Genomic DNA, 22,528 nt, shown 5'->3' on the forward strand with positions numbered 1-22,528 from the left:
GCAATGGCAGAGCTATTATCAATCGATCATGCTACACAAGAAAAAGTAAGCAGAAATATCAAGCTCATCACTTTAGTCAGTGTTGCCCTCATTTCTATCTTTGTTGTTAATGGATTCATTTCTGCCCTGATCTTGCGCGACAACATCATTAAAGCGCGTATTGATCAGGTTGCTAATCTGACTGAAATTCTATCTACCCATACGACGCAAACGATCTATTCAGCCAATACAGCCCTGCAAAGCTTAGATGAAATTGAAAGGTTTTCCGAGATCTCTACCGAGAAAGAATTTATACACTTTGCTTCTCAAAAGCAGCAATACAACTTGCTTTTGGATAAGGTGAAATCAAACCCAGTTCTTGATGTGGCTACTTTTGTAGATAAAAATGGCAAGATTCTCAATTTCACAAGATCATTCCCGCCCCCAGACATCAATTTAGCCGATCGAGATTATTTTCAATGGTTAAGCAAGCATGATGACCAAGCTACATTTTTTAGTCTACCCGTCAGAAATAAGGGAACGGGCAAATGGGTTTTTTATCTTGCCAAACGAGTGAACGGTGCAAGACATGAATTTTTGGGTTTGATATTGGTTGGTGTTTCTGTAGAAATTTTTTCTTCTCTCTATGAAAAGATTGGCATGAGCCTTGGGGAGGGATCCTCAGTTGTGCTGTATCGAGACGACCATCGCCTTCTGACTAGATGGCCATTGGTGGATAACCTCATCGGCGGGCTTAACACGGGGGGTCTAATTCAGTCTTCATTATCCCAAGAAAATATCGATAATGGAGTCATTATTACTGATTTACCTGGATTTACGCGGGGCAGTAATCCGGGCGAGCGAATGCTCTCGTATCGCAAGGTTGAGGGTTACCCGCTCATTGTCGGAGCTATTGTCAGTAAGCAAGTTTATTTAGCGCGTTGGTATAGCGCACTCATTAGCTTGGCCTATACGACACTTTTCAGTATTGCCATTATTTGCCTGGGTGCTTACTTGCTGATTCGCGCCTATAAACGTAATGCACAAGCACAGTATTTTGCGCATCATGATGTTCTGACTAAGTTACCTAATCGATTGTTCTTCTCTGATCGTCTTGAGCAAGCCTTAGATCGAGCAAGAAAAGATAATGAAAAACTTGCACTCTTATTTATTGATTTAGATAACCTTAAAACAACGAATGATATCTACAGCCATAACGTTGGAGATAGCCTACTGATTACTGTTGCAAAGCGCATGATGGGCTCTATACGTGATGTGGATATTATCGGTCGAGTGGGGGGAGATGAGTTTGTTGTGCTATTGCCAAAGATTGATTCCGAAAAAGATGCTTATGTTGTTGCTGAAAAAATTCGTTCTGCAATATCGATGCCAATTACATTAGATAATTTGGTACTACATACTTCGGTCAGCATCGGGATAGCGCTTTACCCTGATCACGCCTTAGATGAAGCTGAGTTGATGAAGAATGCCGATGCTGCAATGTATCTTGCTAAGAATGCTGGCAAGAATAATATTCAAATCTATAGCGGATCTAAGCCAATCAATTCTTCGCTTTAAAGCTGCTCTCGAATAGATAGCGCAATTCAAAGAAAACACTATCAAGTCGGCAAGGCGCCCTCAGCTTTAATCTTTGCTCCAGTAGTTGTGGTGGTAGCGGCTCAGCGGCAAAGGTCTGGTCATGTTGGGTTTGCTTGAAGGCTTCGAAGATTAAGCCTGAAGCTGTTGGCGTGCTACATTTTGTGAGTGGCGTCAAATATAAAGCCCTCTCAGATGGATTCAGCTTGCCAGTGCCAGCACCGTCTTGGATCCAAATATGAAGACCAGATGTCTGCTGCAGACTTAAGATCATTTTGCTGTAGTCATTTGGTGACATATTTCCAGTAAAAAAGCTTGAAATATAAATCGGCTTTTCTGATAACGAATGAATTTTTTGACTCTCTTCCTCAAGATGTGTCTTCAGAATTGCAAATACCTTTGGATCGCGCCAAGCGCGGTCATCAATTTCCAGTGGCAGATACCAGCCCGCTAACTTATCCTCCGGGATATTCTTCTTCCAATAATCTACCAATAAGGCATCTTTTCTACTGAGTTTTTTTAAATACTCCTCGCTGGCATTTGACGGTTCTTTTAAGCGATTAAATATTTCTGCGTCACTAGAGAGACCAATAATCAGTTGCAATTTTTCTGCAGTTGCTTGATCTAAGCGCTCTTTGAGCCAAGCTTGATTTTCTGGGTTCTTGAGAAAGTCTCCGTATTGCGTCCACTGGATAGCTAGAGTATCAAATCCCTTTTTCTTTAACTGTTGAAAAATGATCTGCCATTCTTGAGAAGCAATGTTTTTATCAGACTCTTGGGGCTGGTAAAAAATAGCTGTTACAGCCATAGTTCTAAAGGGTAAGAATAGGGCAATTAGTAAGAGGATCTGAACGCTAAACTTTTTCACCACCTACCCCCAAGAGATAAAAAGATCACATTCTTTTCATTTAAGTAGGTAGTGAAAGCATGCTGAGCCTCAAGTCCAATATAAACCTTGCTGGGATAGGCGTTGTACTGGGTATTGCCACTCCAGTAGTTCCAGCGCACTCCTAAACCTAAGCGTAAATCATGATTCACTTGATTATTGAGTGTATTAAATTGCAGGTGGGTATAAGGCTCAATTGTTTGTCCTATTTCAATTTTGTCGTGGTAACTGATCCGGTAATCTGAGGTGAGGGATGTAAGCCCGCTGGTCATATAGTGAGCTGCATCGAGATATAGGTTTTGAGCAACCCAGCCTGGTCCAGTTGGATGCCAATCATCGCTGTAGGCTCCGCTATTTAAAAAAGAGGCGCTGGCTCTAAGCATAGCCTGAGTTTGGTTGCCGGCTACGTGATCTAGCGGAGTTTGTTCTTCAACAGCAAGATTGATGTTTTGACTACCGATGGGTTTCCATCTGAAGCCTGCAGCAGCCATTGGCGCATAAAGAGGAAGTGCGGTATTTAAAGTTCCGCTTCCTGCAAAGACTCTTGAGTAAGCCGAGAAGGTTTTGCCATCATCAATAGCAGGATCCCCCAGGCGATAAGCAGCCTCAGCTTGAGAATAGCTCCGAGATGTGAGACCTGGTTGACCAGAGTTAGGAACGGTAGTAACTTGATTTCCGCCTGTAGCATCTACTGAGAATGTCCAGCGGCGAGTCAGATCTTCATGCATGCGCTGCAGGCCAAATAGCTGATTTTGGTTTTCAGCAGTTAAATCATCCGGTGCTTGGAGATGGTAATCATCGATTGCGAGTTCGGTGTACTTCAGTGCCTCCTCATTGAGGCCAAGCTTTTGATCGGTATAGGCTAGTTGCTTAATAGTTCGAGAGTCTTCAGGTTGAGCTTGGTTTGCCGATATAAAGAGCGTGCGTGCCTGAGCCATCTGCCTATTTTGATAATACGCATAAGCTAAAGACTCTTGGGTGCTGGTGTTGCTTGGATCAAGCTTGAGGGCAGTCTCCAAAGAGCTGGTGGCTTCAGCGGTTTGATTTAATTCTTGTTGAATTGAGGCGAGTTGTGTGTAGTAAGCAACCGTTGGAGCAAGCGCAATCGCTTTTTTGAGATCTTCAGCTGCAATACTGGGATGCGCTTTGAGTTCAAGTTGGGCCTCAAGCCACCAATAGAGCGCATCTTTTGGGGCATTGCGTTGATCAAGTTGAGTCAGATAGTCCAAAGCGTATTGCGGCTCTTGCGCGCTGATCGCAGTCAGGGCGGCACTTTCAAGATCTCGATTGGACATTTCCTTAATATCCATTGAGCGCCATGCTGAAAGTGATTGAGAATAATTTTTAACCGCAAATGCTTGATAGGCATAAGCGCGAGTATTGACAATGTTGGGGTTCATCGCCATTGCTTTTTGGTAGGCGTATTCAGCCAATCCCGGCTGGTTGACTTGATAACATTGTCCAAGCAGGCGCCACTCGGTTTCGCTATGCGGAATTGAAAAATCGCTCAAGAGAGATCGGACTACGCTACAGTTTTTAAGTGCAGCAAATAAATTGGCTTGTATGCCTCTGAGATCAAAGGAATTCATCGGCTTAGCCAGAATGCCCAGCTCGGTGGTGCTCACCAGTTTGGGGTTTTGTTCAATCATAGTTGCTAAACGGAGAACCAACTTCTTTTGTAGTTGAGGGCTAGCATCAACAAAAGGGTATGCCTGCATCAAAATTTGAATAGCTTGCGCGGTTCCTCCATCCTTTGCCAGTTGATAACTCAGAAATTCAACAAGCTGAGGATCCTTATTTAGTTTTGAGGCAAGTTCTTTGATGTAAGCAGAGGCAAAAACTTTATTTCCTGAGGCGAGAGCAGCCTCTAATACGATCTGGTCTTGATATGCTTGATTAGAGACAAAGTGTGGAGTGAAACTTAATATGCGCTCAGGCTCTTTAGCGAAGGCTTTGGCTAATAGATCAACCCAGCCATGTTCGTCATAAGCATCGAAGAAAAAAGGCTTGTTATCAGTAAGATATGTTTGAAGTTCGGAAATATTATTTTCTAGTGCGCGACCCTTTTCGAGCAGTTGGAGATCGTAGGCTTTGCGATTATTGCCAAGCGCGCTTATAACGTTGGAATTTTTAGGGGTGTATATCAATTGCGCTTCTAGTACTTCGACTGCATTTTGATACTGACCATCAAGGTTGTAGGCATTTGCCAAGTACAGTGCGGTCTCCGGACTCTCGGTTGACCAAGATCTGGCTTGCTTGAATTCTGCTACTGCTCTACCGTAATCATAATTCGCAATTGCGGATAAGCCTTTTTCCACATGCGGATAAGTTAGGAATTCTTGAAAAGAGCGAGCCTCTTCCGGAGTATTTTCTGCGCTTGCTATGTGAAAAAAACTTGGCAAGGTCACAAGAGAGAGAAGAATAAGGGCTTTGAGATTGAACTTCATCTGGCTAAGGCCTCTTTTTCAATCAAGTCCTTGATATTAGGCTGCAACTCCTTTTGGAGGTCCAGCGCTTCTCTTAGAGTCTCATCAGAAATAATATTGTTCCCAACCAAGAATTGACTTAAGTTCTCCTCGCTATTCTCATGCTGAAGAAGTAGGGCATTCAAGGAAGCTTTATCAATGCGACCAAGAGACATTAAGATTTCAGCAAACAAAAATTGTCGAGGGACAAAGTAGTCCCAAATTTTGTCTGCTTGGGCTTTGGTAAGTTTTCCAGCACTAATCGCATTTTCAAGCAGTTGCTTGGGATCCTCCGTTTTTATATTGGCGTACCAGTGTCTAAGGCCGACGGTAATTTCACCATGCCTTGCTAGTACATTTTTGACTGGCATCTTGAGCTTGCGAGCAATCGCAGCTAAAGAGACGGGGTCGATATTGGACTCCGACGCCAAGACTAGCTTGCCACCTTCTTTGCGAACCGGTAAAGCTGCGTAGTGAAGGGCAAGCGCTTGGGGTAGTAACTTGATGATATTTTGGGGAATGGCATACGCATCCACTGATTCAGAGCTCACGCCTGATTGAGTGGATAGGGCTTGAGCCAATTCCTCTGAATTAATCTTGCCGGTATGAATCAACCAGTTACCAATCTTGAGACCCCTCGTCTTCTTCAGTAGCGCGGTATTTAATTCTGCTTCACTAATAGCACCTTGCTCAATCAATATTTGACCCAACATCTGGCGCTCGTGATTCTCTTGTCCGAGCGAGGGGAAGTCATGCATAGTTTTATCCCAAGCTACTCGATGAGGGTCGCCCTGTTTGATAATGGCTCTGAGCGCGCGCCAATTGGCGATAAAGTTAATGTAGTTTCCCCAAAATAGGCGAGGAATGGACATAAGCCCTTCTCTTAAGCCGTAATATCTAGAGACAAAATAGACTCGCTGCAGCATGCGATTAATCATGAGGTAGAGATTAATCATCAAGATAGCAACAAACCACTTGTCATCTGAGAATATAGATAAAAAGTGATAAGCATCTGGCCATAAATGCTGATAAAGCCAGAGGAGGGTGAGCTGCATCAAAATCAGCGTTGCAGCAAAGCTAATGAAGTTCGTAACTGCACCTTTACGATCACGCCACAAAAAATAGTTAAGTAACCAATCCTTGGTCCAGCCATGCGTTTTGTAGCCTTGGTAAACGATGCCAGTAATCCAGCGAGCCTTTTGTCTTACGGCAGTCTCAACCGTATCTGGAAAATATTCTCGGACACAAATCACATTGGCATCCAGAATGTCTTGTCCAAATGGTTTAGATGTTTCACCTTGCAGTTCTTCTGGCTTGAGGACGGGAAAGCGTACAAAGATTTCTTTAAGCCCTTTTTCTTTTAAACGAATACCAATGTCATAGTCCTCCGTCAGACTCTTGATATCAAAGGCAATGCCATCACCATCGGCCAGTAATGCCAGAACTGCGCGTCGACTAAAGCAGGTTCCAACCCCTGCACTCGGTACTTGTCCAGCTACTGCTTCACGAATCGGAATGTCTTTGCCGTGCAGCTCCGTGAACTCGTCTAGGTAGTGCATGCTGGTGAAGTTGTTCCACTTGCGCTCAAATGGATAAACGGGAACCTGAATCAGATCTTTTTTATTAACTAGGTAATTAAAGAGTTTGAGCTCCATACTAGAAATAACATCTTCTGCATCATGCAGAATAAACCCAGCAAATTCGAGGTTCGTTTGACGCTCAAACTGCAAGATGGCATCTAAAACGTTATTTAGGCAATCTGCTTTGCTGGTTGGGCCTGGTCGTGCACATATGACTTTATGCACATTAGGGAAGATGGCGCATGCGCGATCCACATCTTTTTGAGTATCGGGATCATTAGGGTAGGTGCCAACAAAGACGTGATAGTTCTCATACTCCATAGTGGTAGCTGCTAACTCAGCCATCTTGCCAATAACACCAGTTTCATTCCACGCGGGAACCATTATGGCTAGCGGTTTTTCAGGGATTTCATTTAGAGCGGTGTACTGAAGATGCTCATTTTTCTTATAAATTGTTTGTGAGCGCCAAACCTTCCTGATCCAGTAGGTGATATCGATTAATACATCATCGATGCTGCTAAAAAAAATGATGATGGCTATTGTCATGGCAACATACTTCAAGCCATACATATAGATCGATACAAGATCGACTAGCCAAATTTGAATATCAGAAATCAAGGTTAGCTTTTAGATTCGCTTTTGCATGGGTGCCGATGAATAGTGTCTGCAATTCGCTCGCTCGCTTTACCATCGCCAAAAGGATTTTGCTTCGCTTGCATTGAGCTGTATAGATCCGAGTTGTTCCAAAGTGCCTGCACTTCATTGATGATGTCTGATTGATTGGTACCAATAATCTTGGCACAGCCAGCATTAATCGCCTCGGGCCGTTCAGTTTCTTTTCGTAAAACTAGAACGGGGACACCAAAGGTAGGCGCCTCCTCTTGGATGCCACCAGAGTCAGTAAGAATGAGCCAAGAATTCGCAATTGCTTGTTGCATTTCTAAGTAATCCAAAGGGGCAACAAGGCGCACATTGTTTAGCTCTCTAAGTATGGGATAGACCTGGTTTTTAACCAATGGATTGAGATGAACCGGAAATAGGAATTGCATTTCAGAATGCTGTCTTGCTAAATGGGCAATGGCATGACAGGCTTGCTCAATTTCATCGCCCCAATTTTCACGACGATGCATCGTGATCAATATTTGTTTGTGGTCTAGTTTCTGTGCTTGAATATGGTGATGCTCAATAACCCAATATTGCGCATCGATCACAGTATTGCCGGTCAAAACGATTGTGGAGGGTTTGACGTCCTCCTTCAGGAGGGCGGCCTCTGCCCCAGGAGTAGGCGCAAAGTTCAAGGCGGTAATTCTGGTGATCATCTGGCGTAGCCCCTCTTCGGGGAAGGGGCGGTCGAGGTTGTAAGTACGCAGACCTGCCTCAACGTGCGCAACTGGAATTCTTTGATAGAAAGCAGCAAGAGCGCCAACGAATGCGCTCTCGGTATCGCCTTGTACGATCACCATATCGCAATGCAATTCTTGGAGCACTTTGTCGAGTTGTCTACGCAGACCAATTGTGAAATCAGAAAGGCTTTCGCCTTCTCTAACTAAAGTGATGTCAGGACTTATATCGAAGCAAGCCAAGATTTTTTTGGACATCTCATCGTGTTGGCCTGTATGAAGCCAAAGAACATCAGCCCAAGACTGTTTTTTTAAATAATGGTAGACCGGCGCTAATTTGATGATTTCGGGGCGGGTGCCACAAACAATGAGGATCTTCGGCATATTGTGGCAGCGGTATCGGGATGAAGGGGGTTGCGGTAATTTACCGTGATGATATTTGGTAATTTTTATAAATAAGTCATATATAACAATAACTTATAAGATTATATAGACAACCTTTGGCACTTTAATCAAATTTTATTGCGAGCTAAACGAATACTTTCAAAAGTGGTATTTGAGATTCTGACGGCCTCGGCTGCTGCTTCGGCAGCCCTTTTAGTAGCCTCGGCAGCCTCAGCGGAAGCTTGGATAGAGGATTCTTCAGCTTGATGAGCAACTGCCGCAGCCGCAGCCGCAGCCGCAGCCGCTGCTGCCGCAGCTGCTTCAATTGCTGCCTGAGCTGAAGCTCCTGCTGCGTCTGCGGCGGCCTCAGCAGCATCAATCACTTGTTTTGAAGCGGCTAGATTAGCTGCATCAGACGATTTTTTGGCTGCTACCAAGGCTTTTTCAGCTGCAATAGAGGCACGTTTTGCAGCCTCTAAGGCGCTAGTAGTGAGGAGTTTTAGCGCCCCAATAGCCTCTGTATATCGTTGATTCACAACAATATATCCCTGCCGCAGATTGCTCACCTCAGCTTCTAGGCTAAGTAATTTGGCATAAATTTTTTCAATTTCACTGGTCATTTTGTACTCTCTTAATTACCCCTTTCAGTATCTAGTCTTTTTGATTCGTCTTGCAAGTTATTTACTTGTTCTTGATCAAATATATAACTTGAATTTAAATAAATATTAATAGCACTTTTTTAGATTCATAATGAATAAATGAGCAATTCAAAAGAAATCGCATCTAGCCCAGTCCAGAGTATTCCTGCATTCGATTTGCAGAGACAACGGTTGGCTTTATCAGCTTTTGCGGAAGCAGCGGCGGCCCTAGCGAGGGCAGAGTCAACCAATTTGCTGATTCAAGAAGTTTGCTCTGCGATTGCGGCGCAAGGACCGTATGTCTTGGCGTGGGTTGGCAAGGCAGAAGATGATGAAAACAAGACAGTCAGATTTTTAGGTGCTGCTGGTGAGGCTATTGCCTATACCAATGAAATTCAAGTGAGCTGGTCGGATCAGCAGGCAAGCGGCCTTGGTCCTGCGGGTGTTGTGATTCGAACTGGAAAGTCCTGCATTATTGAGGATACCCAAGCAGATGACAATTTTTTAGCTTGGCGCAAACTCAGTGAAAATTTCGGCATTCGCTCCGCAATGGGCGCACCCATACCCGATGGTGGTGATCATCCATTCGGAGTCTTGCTGGTTTACTCAAAAATTCCTAGCGCTTTTGCTCCCACTGATGTCATTCTTTTTGAAAGTCTGGCAAAAGAAATTGGATTTGGCCTCAGATCAATTGAACGTCAACATCAATTAGATGATCAGATTCATGAAAAAGAGCTGATTCAAGAGCGCCTTGCAACATCGCTGCGAGCCACCATTGAAGCGATGTCCAGGACAATGGAGTGGAGAGACCCCTACACTGCAGGCCATCAAAAAAGAGTTGCAGAAATTTCAATGGCGATTGCTCGAAAATTGCAATGGGCTGAAGAAAGGGTGCAAGCTCTGTACATGGCGGCTATGGTGCATGACATTGGCAAGATGTCTGTCCCCTCAGAGATATTGACTAAGCCATCACGTCTAACAAATATCGAGATGCAATTAGTTCAGGGGCACGTAGATTCTGGATACCAAATCTTAAAAGATATCCCCTTCCCATGGCCAATCGCCGATATGGTCAGACAACATCACGAACGTTTAGATGGAAGCGGATATCCTCAAGGCTTAAAAGGGGATCAGATCTGCCCAGAGGGTCGAATTCTAGCTGTAGCAGACACTATTGAAGCAATGTCTTCACATCGCCCTTATCGCCCAGGATTGGGATTGGATGCGGCCATGAAAGAGATTCGCGCTGAAGCTGGTAGTAAATTAGATGTCTCCATTGTTGATGCGGCATTCGCGCTTGAGGGCGAGCAAGTTTTGCAAAAAATTCTTGAGGCTAAATAAATCATGATCGCGGGTATTGGGCTCTATCTCTTAGCGCTCATTACGCAAGCCACTGCAGTTGGTTTTTCAATTTACTTGCTATTGCGGACCAAGTCTTATCGTAAAACTTTTTCATATCTTTCTATTGCATACATTTTAATGCTTGGAAGACGAATTACTCCATTATTTGATTTCTCGAATGATGGCAATCTTAATTTATTAGATGCGGCGCTTGCTGCAATGATTTCAACGCTTATCTTGTTGGGCACTCTCTACATCAAGCGTTTACTGAGCAATTTAGAGAGTTTAAATCTAACGCTTTTGCAAATTAACAAAACAGATTCGTTAACTGGTGCACTCAGTCGTCCAGAGACATTTTCAAGAACCTTATTAGAGATTGAAAGAAGCCTTAGAACTAAAAATAAACTAGCGCTTTTGATGATTGATATTGATCATTTCAAGCTTGTCAATGACACCTATGGGCATTCCGTTGGTGATACTGTGCTTCTAAACCTTGCAAGATATTGTCAAGCAGAGTTGAGGGTGATTGATATTTTTGGGCGAGTGGGTGGCGAAGAATTTTTGGTGGTACTTCCAGGTGCCGATCAAGCTCAAGCTTTCGAGGTTGCGGAGCGTCTCCGGAAACATGTTGCTAAAGAGGTGCTTGCCAAAGTTGCTGATACGGAAATCCGCATCTCCATAAGCATTGGTATTGCAGTATTTGACCCCGCCCAGAGGCACGATGGTTTTGCACCGAACATAATGAGTCGATATTACGAAGAATGTGATCGGGCTATGTATCAGGCTAAAACGGCAGGGAGAAATCAGTGCAAGCTCTCAGTTGGACCCTAGTTTTTCTCGAGCATGAAACAATAGGGTATGTCTATCCCAACTGCCCAAGCCTCTGAAATTGAAATCACCCCAGATTACCAGGCGGTAATCGAAGCCATTGACCGCCATGATCCCTATATCTTTGTGAGCGGTAAGGCAGGTACGGGCAAAACTACTTTAATTGGTTATCTACGGGAACATATTCCGGGTAACGTAGTTGTCGTTGCTCCAACTGGTGTCGCCGCATTACAGGTGAAGGGTGTCACCATTCATTCATTCTTTAGATTGCCGCCACGACTGATATTTCCCGAAGAAGACATCAAGCCATTAAAAGATAAGCGACTTTATAAAGATATTCGTTTGCTCATCATTGATGAGATATCGATGGTGCGAGCTGATGTAGTTGATGCAATGGATTTATTTTTGCGCGCTAACGGCCCACATAAGAGTCAGCCTTTTGGTGGTATTCAGGTGATGTTTGTGGGTGACTTGTTTCAGTTGCCGCCTGTTGTTTCGAGTGCAGATATGCAAGTACTTGCGGATCGCGGCTATGAGGGGCCATATTTTTTCTGCGCCATGGCATTGCATCGCAAAGATGTGACGATGGTTGAGTTATCAAAGATCTTCCGTCAAAAGGATGAGCATTTTGCAAGCCTGCTTAACCGCATCCGAATCAACCATGATGTGGATGAAGTCATTGATACCCTCAATGCTCAGTGTTATCGAAAGGATGCGGAGGTTGATGAGCAGACTATTACTCTTACAACGACTAATGCTCGGGCCGATCAGATTAATGGAGCGGGGCTACGAGCTATTACCGCTGAAGGTAAGGTTTATGCAGGTAAAACTACCGGCAAGTTCAATGTCGATGAACGTAATTTGCCTTCCCCGAATAACTTAGTCTTAAAAGTGGGTGCCAAGGTCATGTTTACGGCTACTGATCCAGGGTTTCCGAAGCGTTGGGTCAACGGCACGATTGGTGTTGTGCGTGAATTACTTCCAGACAAGATCAAAGTCATGGTCCAAAACGGACCATACTCAAATACAGTTGAAGTCACTGGACATCAGTGGGAGTCTTATCGCTACGATCACGACATGATGTCTGGAAAAATCTCCCCCAGCATTATTGGTACCTATGTACAGATTCCATTGATGCTTGCTTGGGCTGTGACTATTCACAAGAGCCAAGGCAAGACATTGGATAAGGTGAAAGTAGATCTCTCCTCTGGCGCCTTTGCCTCAGGGCAGGTCTATGTAGCGCTTAGTCGTTGCAAAACGATTGAGGGTATTTCTTTGCAACGACCGATCGAACCCAGAGATGTCAGCTGCGATCAAGAGATCAAGCGGTTTTATTTGAATTGCTTGCCTGCGAGCTAGGGTTATTTGTGCTTATTTGACTGAGCCCAGCTTAGGAAAAGGTAACCCTAAAACCTTATCCACCAGTTTGGCCGTACTTCAAGAGGCTTTTCCAATTTAGTTGGATTAGAAGCCAGCCGCCAAACCATCGCGGCGGTGATCACTACCAGCAATATAAGCAGAATCAGGATCTTCACTTAATCTAGCAATTGCTTGAGCGCTACCAAAGTCAAGGCTATTAGCAGGCTGTACAGCGACTTCATGACCCATTGCTTTAAGTCCATCCACAACACCTTGTGGCATCGCAGCCTCTACAGTAAGTTTGCCTAGATCATCGATACGCCAACGTGGGGCATCAGAGCACGCTTGCGGATTGAGATACTCGTCAACAAAGCGCATCACAAACTGAATATGGCCTTGGGGTTGCATATTGCCACCCATCACACCAAAAGCCATTGCTGGCTTACCATCCTTAGTTAAAAAAGCAGGCAAGATGGTGTGGAAAGGGCGTTTACCAGGGGCGACTTGGTTGGGGTGTCCGTCAACCAAACTAAAGCTCATGCCGCGGTTATGGAATGCGATACCGCCAGGGGCAACCACGCCAGATCCAAAGCCCTTGAAGTTTGACTGAATATACGAAATCATCATGCCCGACTCATCAGCGGCGCAAAGATAGACAGTGCCGCCAGAGTGGGGGTCCCCAGGACCATAACTACCAGCTTTGTTGTGATCAATCAATGCAGCCCGACTTGCTAAGTAACCACGATCTAGCAAGCTAGATGCTGGAGTCGTCATCGAGTTTGCATCAGATACATGAGCATAGGCATCAGCAAACGCCAGACGCATAGCCTCAATTTGTAAATGGATGCGTTGTGCTGAATTAGCAGGATATTGTTTGACATTGGCTGCTTGCAAGATGCCGAGGGCCATCTGCGCTGCAATGCCTGAGCCATTGGGTGGAATCTCGAGAAGAGTGTAATCACCATAATCAAAGGCGAGGGGTTCAACCCACTCGGGTTGGTTGTCAGCAAAGTCTTGCATTGTGAAGCAGCCGCCTGATGCTTGTGCAAAGTCCACCATGCTTTGGGCCAAGGGGCCTTTGTAAAAAGACTCGCCTTCAGTAGCGGCAATTTCTTTGAGGGTTTTAGCTTGCGCGGGATATTTCCAGATTTGTCCAGCTTGAGGTGCTTTGCCCTCAATTAAAAAGGATTCACTAAAGCCTGGTTGATTTTTGAGAATCGGAATGGCTTCACGCCATTGACGTGCAATGACTGGAGAAACAGGAAAGCCGTTCTCTGCATAAGCGATCGCTCGCTTGAATAAATGCGCAAAAGGTAACTTCCCAAATTTTCTTGACAGGGCAATCCAACCTGCCACCATGCCTGGAACAGTGACAGTATTCCAACCAATGAGGTCCATGGCAGATTTGCCAGCAAAATACTCGGGCGTCCAAGCCGCAGGCGCACGACCAGAGGCATTGAGTCCATGGATTTGCTTGCCATCCCACAAAATCGCAAACCCATCACCCCCAAGCCCATTCATCGTAGGCTCAACCACAGTGAGCGTAATCGCCGTAGCTAGTGCGGCATCAACTGCATTGCCACCACTTTGAAGCGCTTCAATACCCGCTTGGGTAGCTAAGGGCTGCGAGCTCGCAACGGTATTTCTGGCGAGTACTGGGGCGCGACCACCACCAAATGGAGGAGAAATAATCATGGGTTTACTTATTCAAAGATTGGAGATTGATTAGTCCACTTTAACATTCGCGGACTTCACTATTTTCTCCCACTTGCTTGCCTCGCTAGCAGTAATCTCAGAAAGCTTCTCTGAATTAGCAAACTGAGGATGGATGCCTTGGTTTGCCATGCGAGCCTTAAAGTCTGGATTCGTCAGAATTTTCCGAATCTCATGCTCCAGTTTGCTAACAATTGCTGGCGACGTCCCTTTGGGAACATAAATCGCATAAAAGTTCTCTACATCAAACTGCTTCATGCCATCTTGTCCGAGTGTTGGAACATTAGGCATCAGTGGTGAGCGCTCGGCTGCAGCAATCGCAATCGGGCGCAATTTGCCGCTTTGAATATGAGGTAGTGAGGCAGTCACACTATCAAACATCATTAAGGTATTGCCCGCGATTAAGTCGGGAAGGGCAAAGCTGCTGCCTTTGTAAGGAATGTGAGTACCCGTTGCCCCAATACGCTGCATAAATAAAGTGGCCTCAAGATGAGACAGGCTGCCATTGCCTTGAGATGCGTAATTGAAATCACCCTTTTTTGATTTAATAAAAGCAATCAGTTCGGGAAGATTTTTTGCGGGAACACTGGGATTAACCACAATGAGGTGGGGAATGGTGCCAATGAGAGCAACTGGTACAAAATCCTTTTGCAAATCTGCTGGCGGATTTTTAAATAAAGCTAAGGCTATAGACTGATTGGTGAGGGCACTAATGTGAATGGTGTAACCATCAGGCGCTGCCTTGGCAGCTGCTTGCAGTCCAATCATCCCGCCAGCACCAGGCTTGTTCTCAACAATCACTGACTGACCTAAAGCTTCGCCAAGAGGTGCTGCAACTGCGCGTGCGAATGTATCGGTAGATCCGCCGGCCGGAAAAGAAAGAATAGCCACGATTGGTTTTTTGGGCCAATCGGCTTCATTAGCAGCAAAAGCAGTGCTCAATAAACCAAAAAGAGTGCAGATGCTCAGAAATAGGGATTTGGTAATAGTCATTTCAAGGTTCATTCGTTCAGTGGTTAATATAGTATTGGATATTCAAAAGCAAATCACTGCATTAAGACTACAAGAGAAATCGATGAGCGAATCAAATAAAACTTCCAATGGGATTGATATGTCGGCCTACTGGCTGCCATTTACTCCCAATCGCTACTTTCATCAGCATCCTAAGATCATGCAGTCTGCCAAGGGAGCTTACTACTACGATGACCATGGTCGTAAGTTATTTGATGGCCTTTCGGGGCTGTGGTGCTCTCCCTTGGGGCATGCTGATCCACGTATTGGTGCAGCCATCACCAAACAATATGAAACCATGGACTATTGCCCGGCATTTCAGATGGCAAGTGAGGCTACTTTTAGCTTGGCAAGCCGCATTGCAAAGATGGCCCCAGAAGGTCTTAATAAAGTATTTTTTACGAACTCCGGCTCAGAAGCGGTCGATACTGCATTGAAGATTGCGATTGGCTATCACCGCGTGATGGGTAATGCCTCGCGCATTCGGATGATCGGTCGTGACCGTGCTTATCACGGTGTTGGTATCGGTGGTATCTCTGTTGGCGGAATGGTGGCGAACCGAAAAATGTTTGCCAGTATGATGATGCCCGGGGTAGATCATTTACCGCACACGCTTAATCTCTCACAAATGGCTTATTCAAAAGGGCAGCCTACTTGGGGTGCACATCTAGCAGATGAGTTGGAAAAGATTGTTGCGCTTCATGATGCCAATACGATTGCAGCAGTGATTCTGGAACCAGTACAGGGTTCAACGGGTGTGATTGTTCCGCCACAAGGTTACTTACAAAAGATTCGTGAGATCTGTACTAAGCACGGTATCTTGTTGATATTTGACGAAGTTATTACTGGCTTTGGTCGATTGGGTGCTAACTTTGGTGCTGACCGATTTGGCGTAGTGCCTGACATGATTACATTTGCTAAGGCAATTACGAATGGCGTCATTCCATTAGGGGGCGTGATTGTGCGTGATGATATTTATGACAGCATCATCTCGCATGGCGGGCAAGAGCAAGCGATTGAGTTCTTTCATGGCTATACCTATTCTGGCCACCCAATACCAACAGCCGCAGGGCATGCGGTCCTGGATATTTTTGAGTCTGATGACCTCATTAATCGTGCCAAAGCATTAGAGCCCGTTCTCGAAAATAGCCTCCATGCTATGAAAGGCAAGCCAGGAATCTTAGATATTCGTAACTTTGGTTTATCTGGTGCGGTAGAGCTTGAGCCCGTGCCCGGTAAGCCAGGCCTAAGAGCGCTCAAGGTACTGGAGGCCTGCATTGAAAGAGGTGCACTAGTGCGTGTTGCTGGAGATGTGATTGCTGTAGGCCCACCGTTCATTTCAGAACCAAAAGAAGTTGAATTCTTATGCAGTGTCTTAGGTGACGCAGTAGATGCTGCAATGAAAATAAAGTAATTCTCTTTAAAGAGAATTACTTATTAAATAAGTGATAGATGATGGGAATAGCAATGGCGCTGATCACACCATTCATTCCCATTGCAAGGCTGGCATAAGTTCCTGCTTCTGGATGGATGCTAAAGGCACGTGATGTGCCGATACCATGGGCACCAATACCAATGGCAAAGCCTCTTTGCCACCAAGCTTTCATACCGAGCGCATTCAAAACAAAGGGCGCCAGAATTGCCCCAAGAATGCCTGTACTTACAGCAAAGATCGCAGTCAAAGTTGGTGAGACTCCGATACGCTCAGCAATACCCATGGCAATAGGTGCGGTGACAGACTTTGGATACATCGCACCAGTAATGCTGCTATCAGCACCCAAGAGAGTGGCTATCTCTACTGCGCTCACAATCGACACCAAACCCCCGGTACAAAGGGCTGCAATCAAGGGAAGGGATCTACCTTTGAGACTATCAAGCCCGCGATAAATCGGGATTGCCAGGGAAACAGTCGCAGAGCCCAGCAAGAAGTGAATGAATTGGGCGCCTTCAAAGTAGGTTGAGTAAGGCATCTCAATAAGTTGAATCGATGTTGCCACGATGAGGATGGCAATGGCTACTGGGTTAGCCAAAGGATTTTGTTTTGCGTGACGATAAATCGTCAAGCCGATTTGATAAGCGGCCAAGGTAATAAAGAGTGCGAAGAGCGGGCTACCCGAGAGGTATACCCAAATTTCTACGATGGAATGTTTCTCATTCATCGCTAGCTCTCTTGCTTAAGAAGCGCACAACAACAGCGCTCGAACCAATAGTCAAAATGACACTGGCCACTAAGGCGGTAATGATGGCAAAGGCATTTGCCTTTAACTGCGGTAGAAATAAAACTACCCCTACTGCAGCAGGCACGAAGAGTAATCCAAGATATTGACTAAAGCCGTCTGCAACAGCCGCTAATTCTGGGTTAATTCCTTTGCGCAAAACCAGCCATCCAACTAGCAGCACCAAACCAATCACGGGTCCAGGAAGGGTGGGCAGTAAAAGCTTGGAAACGAGTTCACCAATGCTTTGAAATAGAAGGATTTGTACGAGCCCTGAAATCATGCCCCGATCTTACAGGCACTCATTTATGTTGCATCGCAATAACTTATTTCTTCAGTAAGATAAAGACACGAAAAAACTAGGGTTTTTGTAATACCGCCTAGCTTATAAGAACAAGTAACAAGAACAGAGACTAATAGGAGACCACTCATGGCTGAGTTAAACGTCAATGGTAAGAAGTACAAAGTAGATGTTGATCCCGATACCCCATTGTTGTGGGTGATCCGCGAGCAAATTGGCTTAACCGGAACGAAATACGGTTGTGGTGTTGGTCAATGTGGCGCTTGTACAGTTCTGTTCGAAGGTCAAGCCATGCGCAGCTGCTCATTGCCGGTTGCGGCTGCGGAAGGTAAAAAAATTGAAACTATTGAAAGCTTAGAGAAGAGCGGACAGCTTTCTAAAGTTCAAAAAGCGTGGGTAGACAATCAGGTGCCACAGTGTGGCTATTGTCAATCTGGCATGGTGATGGCAACAACTGCTTTGTTGCGTAATAACCCAAAGCCAACAGATGCTCAAATCGATGAGTCGATCACCAATATCTGCCGTTGCGGCACATTCCAACAAGTGCGTGCAGCTATTCATGCTGCTAGCAAAGCCTAAGGAGGAAACATGACTACTACTATTAATACCTCCCGCCGTCATTTCGTTATTGGCTCAAGCGCAATTGCAGCCGGCTTAGCAATTGGCTTCGATCTTTCTTTTATGTCTGCAGCCAATGCAGCCATGGGTACTGGTACTACAGCCATGACTCCATTAGCAACTCCCGAAATTGGTGTGTGGGTAGTGGTTAAGCCAAATGATGATGTGGTTGTGCGTATTGTTCGTTCAGAAATGGGTCAAGGCACGATTACTGGTTTGGCGCAAATGGTTGCTGAAGAACTCCAATGTGATTGGAAAAAAGTCACCTATGAATATCCATCCCCTGCTGAGAGTTTGACGCGTAAAGCAGCTTGGGGTAGTTTTTCTACGGGCGGAAGTCGTGGTATTCGTACCTCTGAGCAATATGTGCGTAAAGGCGGCGCTGCTGCCCGCATGATGCTCATACAGGCCGCTGCTAATCAATGGAATGTTCCCGCTTCAGAATGCGTTGCTCAAAATAGCGTAATTACTCATACACCAACTGGTAAGAAAACCACGTTTGGCAAAGTATCTGTAGCGGCATCACAGTTGGAGGTTCCAAAAGAGGTACCGCTTAAGGATCCTAAGGATTGGAAGCTTATTGGCAAATCAGTGGATCGCATCGATGGGGTGTCTGATAAGGTAACTGGTAAACAAGTCTATGCAATTGACTTGAAGATGCCAGGCATGATGGTCGCAACTATTAAGCAGTGCCCTGTATTTGGTGGCAAGGTCAAGTCCTACGACTCTGCTAAGGCAATGAATGTAAAGGGTGTTAAGAAGGTGGTGCAAGTTGGTGATAACGCGGTCGCCGTTATTGCTGATACTTTTTGGCACGCGAAAACTGGTCTTGAGCAGGTTGATATCACTTGGGATGAGGGTGCAAATGCTTCTGTTTCTAGTGCCTCAATCAAGAAAAATTTAGTTGAGGGCTTGTCTGCCGATGACGCTTTTGTAGGTAGTGGCAACGGCGATGTAAAGGCCGCTTTTGCAAGTGCAACTAAAACAATGGAGGCTACCTATTTCTATCCATTTTTAAGTCATGCAACATTAGAGCCACAAACTGCTACTGCGAAATGGACTACTGAGATGTGCGAAGCCTGGGTTCCAACCCAAGATGGTGAAGCATCTTTAGCTGCACTCATAGCGGCATCCGGATTGCCGGCTGAAAAATGTAATGTCTATAAAGTAAACCTTGGAGGCGGCTTTGGTCGTCGCGGTGCTTTTCAGGACTTTACTACCCAGGCTGTCAATATTGCCAAGCAAATGCCAGGCACTCCTATCAAGTTGATTTGGACTCGTGAAGAGGATATGACGCATGATCATTATCACCCAGTGATGATGTGCAAAATGTCCGCATCTATTGATGATAAGAAAAACGTTACTGGTTTAAATATGCGTTTATCTGGGCAATCTATTCTGGCCGCAGTACGTCCAGCAGTGGTAGCTTCCAATAAGGGAAAAGATCCTGCAGCCTTTCAGGGTGTTGATGAGAATGGTGAGCATGGCATAACCTACAAATTCCCGAATTTAAATATTGACCATGCGATGCGTAACACGCATGTTCCTCCAGGTTTCTGGCGCGGCGTTAACGTCAATCAAAATGCTATTTTCTTAGAGACATTTATGGATGAGTTAGCAGAGGCAACCGGTAAGGATGCGGTAGAGTTCCGTAGGCAGCATATGCAGGATTCCCCACGTGCAATAGCGGTGCTCAATGCGGTAGCTGACGGCATTGGCTGGACTAAACCTGCAGCACCTGGCGTCTTCCGAGGTGTTGCACAGATGCATTCGTATGGAAGTTATGTGGCAGCAGCATGCGAGTTATCAGTTATGAATGGTAATGAGGTCAAAATTCATCGTATCGTTGCCGCTACTGATCCGGGTTATGCAGTGAATCCTGCGCAAATTGAACGCCAGGTTGCAGGTTCATTTGTGTATGGTTTATCGGCGCTCTTTGAAGAAGAAATCACTATTGAAAAAGGCGCTGTAGTACAAAAGAACTTTGATACCTTCAACTCCATTCGCTTGTCGCAGATGCCAAAAGTTGAAACCATCATTATTCAAGGTGGCGGTAAGGAGTGGGGCGGTGTGGGTGAGCCTACGATTGCAGTAGCTGCTCCAGCGGTACTGAATGCGATCTATCGTGCTACTGGCCAACGCTATCGCACAGTTCCTTTGAAAAATAGCGGCATTAAGCTCGTTTAATCATCAAAGCACTGTGAAGTATTTATGAGAAAGGGGTGCGCACTGGCAGTTTTCTTGCTAGTCGCCCTCAATCTCAGTCAGGCCAGTGCACAAAGTAATGTGAGCATTTTTGCAGGAGAAATTGCGCAACCCTTAACAGCAATGCCAGGTGATCCGCTGCGCGGGCGCGCTATTGTTACCAGTCGTCAAACTGGTTTATGTTTACTGTGTCATAACGGACCATTTCCGGAGGAGCGTTTTCAGGGAAATCTAGCTCCTGAATTAAGTGCCAGTGTTGCACGCTATACGGCGCCTCAACTCAGGGCGCGAATTGTGAATTCTAGTTACTTTCATCCCAATACCATCATGCCGGCGTACTTCAGCGTTGACCATCTCAATCGCGTTGCCCCTAAGTTCATGGGTCAAACCATTTTGAATGAGCAGGAGATTGAAGACGTTGTCGCCTTTTTATTAACATTAAATTCTAGTAAGCCATGATTGAACCAACATTAGCCCATCAAACTAGTCGCCGTAATTGGTTTAAGCAATTACAGAACCTTGGCGTTCTTGCTTTAGGTGTTTGGTTTAGCCCTTTAACTGTATTCGCTAAAAAGGAAGATGCAGCAAAAGCCATTCAAGAGATTACCGGTGGCAAGTTAGTGCAAGACGGCAAGGTGAATCTAGTCATTCCTCCTTTGGTGGAGAACGGTAATCTGGTGGTGCTGAAGGTCAGTGTAGATAGCCCTATGACTGCCAATGATTACGTTAAAGTGATTCATGTGATTGCAGAAGGTAACCCACTACCCAATATCTTCACCGCCTACTTGAGCCCGCGTTCGGGTTCGGCAACCATTACCACGCGTGTTCGCTTGGCTGATAGTCAAACCGTGTGGGCGATTGCGCAAATGAATAATGGTAGTTTTTATAGAGGCAGTGCAGAGACCTTGGTCACGCTGTCTGCTTGCACGGAGTTGGTATGAGTAAAACATCACGCACCTCTATCACCATGCCATCGAGCGCCAAGAAAGGTGCCATTATTGAGATTCGAGCGATTGCACAGCACGATATGGAGTCTGGCTTTCGATATAGTGAGGGCGGCAAATTAATTCCACGCGATATTATTCGTGTCTTTACTTGCACCTATAACGATGTCGAAGTATTCAAGGCAGATTTTTACCCCGGTATTGGCGCTAACCCCCTTATTATTTTTACAACGATTGCTGGCGAGACTGGAACATTAGAATTTAAGTGGTCTGGCGATGATGGCTATGAGGCCATCAATCAAGCGCACATTACAGTTTCATGAGAAATCTACTGCTCACCCTGGTTTGCAGCTATAGCATCTTATTTTTCGCCCCCCAGGTAAAAGCTGCCTCTGATAATGGTAAGCAAGCGCTTCAATCGAGCTATCAATTGATGTCTGCAGAAAATAAAGCAATGCAAGATGATCCCAGTCTTAATCCAGCCATGTTTTGGGTGGGTGATGGCCAAGCGCTTTGGGATACGCAGGTAGGCAAGAGCAATAAGTCCTGTGCCAGTTGCCATGGTGATCCTAAAAAATCCATGCGGGGAGTTGCCACTCAATTTCCAAAAATCATGAACGGGAAGTTGCAAACTCTCGAGGGTCAAATCAATCAATGCCGCGTCGGTGCGCAAGGAACTTCATCACTTGCTTACGAAAGCAAGGATCTTTTATCGCTCACAGCATTGGTCGCATACCAATCCAAAGGAATGCCAATTTCCGTTAAAGAAACGCCTCAAAATAAAGCTGAACTACAAAAAGGGCGTCAATCTTTTTATGAGCGAATGGGTCAGTTGAACTTATCGTGTGCCCAATGCCATGAAGATAGGGCGGGCTTGAAGTTGGGTGGCGCCCCAATACCGCAGGGCCATCCTAATGCTTATCCTATTTATCGCCTGGAATGGCAAACCCTGGGATCATTACAGCGTCGACTACGTAACTGCATGAGTGGTGTCAGAGCGCAGCAGTATGAGTATGGTTCGCCAGAAATGGCACAACTAGAATTATTCTTAGCGTGGCGTGCAAGAGGGCTTCCCCTAGAATCTCCAGGGGTTAGGCCTTAACTAAAACGGATATCAAAACAAC

20 protein-coding genes are annotated in these 22,528 nt (G+C 45.4%); 11 read left to right on the plus strand and 9 right to left on the minus strand.

Translation table 11 applies throughout. The features are described 5' to 3' along the window. The first annotated feature begins 3 nt into the window (after positions 1–3). Complete coding sequence (locus tag FD961_RS03590; RefSeq protein WP_215394141.1) at positions 4–1,557, plus strand: sensor domain-containing diguanylate cyclase; 1,554 nt, start codon at positions 4–6, stop codon at positions 1,555–1,557. On the opposite strand, the gene FD961_RS03595 is transcribed toward FD961_RS03590, so the two are convergent. From FD961_RS03595 to FD961_RS03615, 5 genes are all read right to left on the minus strand, one after another. Beyond that, positions 1,541–2,443 (minus strand): DUF4434 domain-containing protein, encoded by a 903-nt coding sequence (locus FD961_RS03595; protein WP_215394142.1) that lies wholly within the window; start codon positions 2,441–2,443, stop codon positions 1,541–1,543. The two genes, FD961_RS03590 and FD961_RS03595, sit on opposite strands and share 17 nt — an antisense overlap. Further along, the gene (locus FD961_RS03600) at positions 2,440–4,908 is read right to left on the minus strand and encodes a tetratricopeptide repeat protein (protein WP_215394143.1); all 2,469 of its coding nucleotides are present in this window, start codon (positions 4,906–4,908) and stop codon (positions 2,440–2,442) included. The genes FD961_RS03595 and FD961_RS03600 overlap by 4 nt, the downstream gene beginning before the upstream one ends. Beyond that, a complete protein-coding gene (locus FD961_RS03605) occupies positions 4,905–7,124 on the minus strand; it encodes a glycosyl transferase family protein (protein ID WP_251371321.1) in 2,220 nt (739 codons plus the stop codon). Before FD961_RS03605 ends, FD961_RS03600 begins: the two co-directional genes overlap by 4 nt. Before the next feature lie 2 nt (positions 7,125–7,126). Continuing rightward, positions 7,127–8,230, minus strand: a complete 1,104-nt coding sequence (gene wecB / locus FD961_RS03610) for a non-hydrolyzing UDP-N-acetylglucosamine 2-epimerase (protein WP_215394144.1) — start codon at positions 8,228–8,230, stop codon at positions 7,127–7,129. A 128-nt stretch (positions 8,231–8,358) separates the two neighbouring features. Further along, a complete protein-coding gene (locus FD961_RS03615) occupies positions 8,359–8,850 on the minus strand; it encodes a hypothetical protein (protein WP_215394145.1) in 492 nt (163 codons plus the stop codon). 138 nt (positions 8,851–8,988) lie between these two features. On the opposite strand from FD961_RS03615, the gene FD961_RS03620 reads away from it, so the two are divergent. The 3 genes from FD961_RS03620 (at position 8,989) to FD961_RS09535 (ending at position 12,396) form a co-directional block, all read left to right on the plus strand. Continuing rightward, positions 8,989–10,209, plus strand: a complete 1,221-nt coding sequence (locus tag FD961_RS03620; RefSeq protein WP_251371322.1) for an HD domain-containing phosphohydrolase — start codon at positions 8,989–8,991, stop codon at positions 10,207–10,209. A gap of 81 nt (positions 10,210–10,290) precedes the next feature. Then, positions 10,291–11,040: a GGDEF domain-containing protein gene (locus FD961_RS03625; RefSeq protein WP_215394146.1), complete on the plus strand. Its 750-nt coding sequence runs from the start codon at positions 10,291–10,293 to the stop codon at positions 11,038–11,040. Between the two features lie 27 nt (positions 11,041–11,067). Beyond that, positions 11,068–12,396: an ATP-dependent RecD-like DNA helicase gene (locus FD961_RS09535; protein WP_215394147.1), complete on the plus strand. Its 1,329-nt coding sequence runs from the start codon at positions 11,068–11,070 to the stop codon at positions 12,394–12,396. Between the two features lie 105 nt (positions 12,397–12,501). Here the strand turns inward: FD961_RS09535 and FD961_RS03635 are convergent, their stop codons facing one another. Together FD961_RS03635 and FD961_RS03640 are read right to left on the minus strand one after the other, a co-directional pair. Continuing rightward, positions 12,502–14,091: a gamma-glutamyltransferase family protein gene (locus tag FD961_RS03635; protein ID WP_215394148.1), complete on the minus strand. Its 1,590-nt coding sequence runs from the start codon at positions 14,089–14,091 to the stop codon at positions 12,502–12,504. 30 nt (positions 14,092–14,121) lie between these two features. Beyond that, positions 14,122–15,114 (minus strand): tripartite tricarboxylate transporter substrate binding protein, encoded by a 993-nt coding sequence (locus FD961_RS03640; protein ID WP_215394149.1) that lies wholly within the window; start codon positions 15,112–15,114, stop codon positions 14,122–14,124. A gap of 70 nt (positions 15,115–15,184) precedes the next feature. Between FD961_RS03640 and FD961_RS03645 the strand changes: the two genes are divergently transcribed. Next, positions 15,185–16,534, plus strand: coding sequence for an aminotransferase class III-fold pyridoxal phosphate-dependent enzyme (locus tag FD961_RS03645; protein ID WP_215394150.1), 1,350 nt, complete (start codon positions 15,185–15,187; stop codon positions 16,532–16,534). A gap of 16 nt (positions 16,535–16,550) precedes the next feature. On the opposite strand, the gene FD961_RS03650 is transcribed toward FD961_RS03645, so the two are convergent. Together FD961_RS03650 and FD961_RS03655 are read right to left on the minus strand one after the other, a co-directional pair. Beyond that, entirely contained in the window at positions 16,551–17,279 is a 729-nt protein-coding gene (locus FD961_RS03650) for an LrgB family protein (protein WP_071465050.1), read from the minus strand. Further along, positions 17,272–17,619 (minus strand): CidA/LrgA family protein, encoded by a 348-nt coding sequence (locus FD961_RS03655; RefSeq protein WP_215394151.1) that lies wholly within the window; start codon positions 17,617–17,619, stop codon positions 17,272–17,274. The genes FD961_RS03650 and FD961_RS03655 overlap by 8 nt, the downstream gene beginning before the upstream one ends. Positions 17,620–17,766: 147 nt before the next feature. On the opposite strand from FD961_RS03655, the gene FD961_RS03660 reads away from it, so the two are divergent. Genes FD961_RS03660 through soxA form a run of 6 tightly spaced genes read left to right on the plus strand, consistent with a single transcriptional unit; the run spans position 17,767 to position 22,506 of the window. Then, positions 17,767–18,216: a (2Fe-2S)-binding protein gene (locus tag FD961_RS03660; protein WP_071465052.1), complete on the plus strand. Its 450-nt coding sequence runs from the start codon at positions 17,767–17,769 to the stop codon at positions 18,214–18,216. Positions 18,217–18,225: 9 nt separating this feature from the next. Beyond that, entirely contained in the window at positions 18,226–20,442 is a 2,217-nt protein-coding gene (locus FD961_RS03665; RefSeq protein ID WP_215394152.1) for a molybdopterin cofactor-binding domain-containing protein, read from the plus strand. Between the two features lie 24 nt (positions 20,443–20,466). After that, entirely contained in the window at positions 20,467–20,919 is a 453-nt protein-coding gene (gene soxX / locus FD961_RS03670) for a sulfur oxidation c-type cytochrome SoxX (RefSeq protein WP_215394153.1), read from the plus strand. Continuing rightward, positions 20,916–21,401 carry a SoxY-related AACIE arm protein gene (locus FD961_RS03675; protein ID WP_215394154.1) on the plus strand — a complete coding sequence of 162 codons (486 nt, stop codon included), beginning with the start codon at positions 20,916–20,918 and terminating at the stop codon, positions 21,399–21,401. The genes soxX and FD961_RS03675 overlap by 4 nt, the downstream gene beginning before the upstream one ends. Continuing rightward, a complete protein-coding gene (locus FD961_RS03680) occupies positions 21,398–21,727 on the plus strand; it encodes a thiosulfate oxidation carrier complex protein SoxZ (RefSeq protein WP_215394155.1) in 330 nt (109 codons plus the stop codon). Before FD961_RS03675 ends, FD961_RS03680 begins: the two co-directional genes overlap by 4 nt. Next, positions 21,724–22,506: a sulfur oxidation c-type cytochrome SoxA gene (gene soxA / locus FD961_RS03685; RefSeq protein ID WP_215394156.1), complete on the plus strand. Its 783-nt coding sequence runs from the start codon at positions 21,724–21,726 to the stop codon at positions 22,504–22,506. Before FD961_RS03680 ends, soxA begins: the two co-directional genes overlap by 4 nt. Positions 22,507–22,528 lie beyond the last annotated feature (22 nt).

The organism is Polynucleobacter sp. TSB-Sco08W16, from assembly GCF_018687455.1.
GTDB lineage: Bacteria > Pseudomonadota > Gammaproteobacteria > Burkholderiales > Burkholderiaceae > Polynucleobacter.

Bases quoted from the DNA above. Each gene is read 5' to 3' on its own strand.
- FD961_RS03590 (WP_215394141.1), top strand. From the start codon at position 4: ATGGCAGAGCTATTATCAATCGATCATGCTACACAAGAAAAAGTAAGC.
- FD961_RS03600 (WP_215394143.1), bottom strand. From the start codon at position 4,908: ATGAAGTTCAATCTCAAAGCCCTTATTCTTCTCTCTCTTGTGACCTTG.
- wecB (WP_215394144.1), bottom strand. From the start codon at position 8,230: ATGCCGAAGATCCTCATTGTTTGTGGCACCCGCCCCGAAATCATCAAA.
- FD961_RS03615 (WP_215394145.1), bottom strand. From the start codon at position 8,850: ATGACCAGTGAAATTGAAAAAATTTATGCCAAATTACTTAGCCTAGAA.
- FD961_RS03620 (WP_251371322.1), top strand. From the start codon at position 8,989: ATGAGCAATTCAAAAGAAATCGCATCTAGCCCAGTCCAGAGTATTCCT.
- FD961_RS09535 (WP_215394147.1), top strand. From the start codon at position 11,068: ATGTCTATCCCAACTGCCCAAGCCTCTGAAATTGAAATCACCCCAGAT.
- FD961_RS03635 (WP_215394148.1), bottom strand. From the start codon at position 14,091: ATGATTATTTCTCCTCCATTTGGTGGTGGTCGCGCCCCAGTACTCGCC.
- FD961_RS03640 (WP_215394149.1), bottom strand. From the start codon at position 15,114: ATGAACCTTGAAATGACTATTACCAAATCCCTATTTCTGAGCATCTGC.
- FD961_RS03645 (WP_215394150.1), top strand. From the start codon at position 15,185: ATGAGCGAATCAAATAAAACTTCCAATGGGATTGATATGTCGGCCTAC.
- FD961_RS03650 (WP_071465050.1), bottom strand. From the start codon at position 17,279: ATGAATGAGAAACATTCCATCGTAGAAATTTGGGTATACCTCTCGGGT.
- FD961_RS03655 (WP_215394151.1), bottom strand. From the start codon at position 17,619: ATGATTTCAGGGCTCGTACAAATCCTTCTATTTCAAAGCATTGGTGAA.
- FD961_RS03660 (WP_071465052.1), top strand. From the start codon at position 17,767: ATGGCTGAGTTAAACGTCAATGGTAAGAAGTACAAAGTAGATGTTGAT.
- FD961_RS03665 (WP_215394152.1), top strand. From the start codon at position 18,226: ATGACTACTACTATTAATACCTCCCGCCGTCATTTCGTTATTGGCTCA.
- soxX (WP_215394153.1), top strand. From the start codon at position 20,467: ATGAGAAAGGGGTGCGCACTGGCAGTTTTCTTGCTAGTCGCCCTCAAT.
- FD961_RS03675 (WP_215394154.1), top strand. From the start codon at position 20,916: ATGATTGAACCAACATTAGCCCATCAAACTAGTCGCCGTAATTGGTTT.
- FD961_RS03680 (WP_215394155.1), top strand. From the start codon at position 21,398: ATGAGTAAAACATCACGCACCTCTATCACCATGCCATCGAGCGCCAAG.
- soxA (WP_215394156.1), top strand. From the start codon at position 21,724: ATGAGAAATCTACTGCTCACCCTGGTTTGCAGCTATAGCATCTTATTT.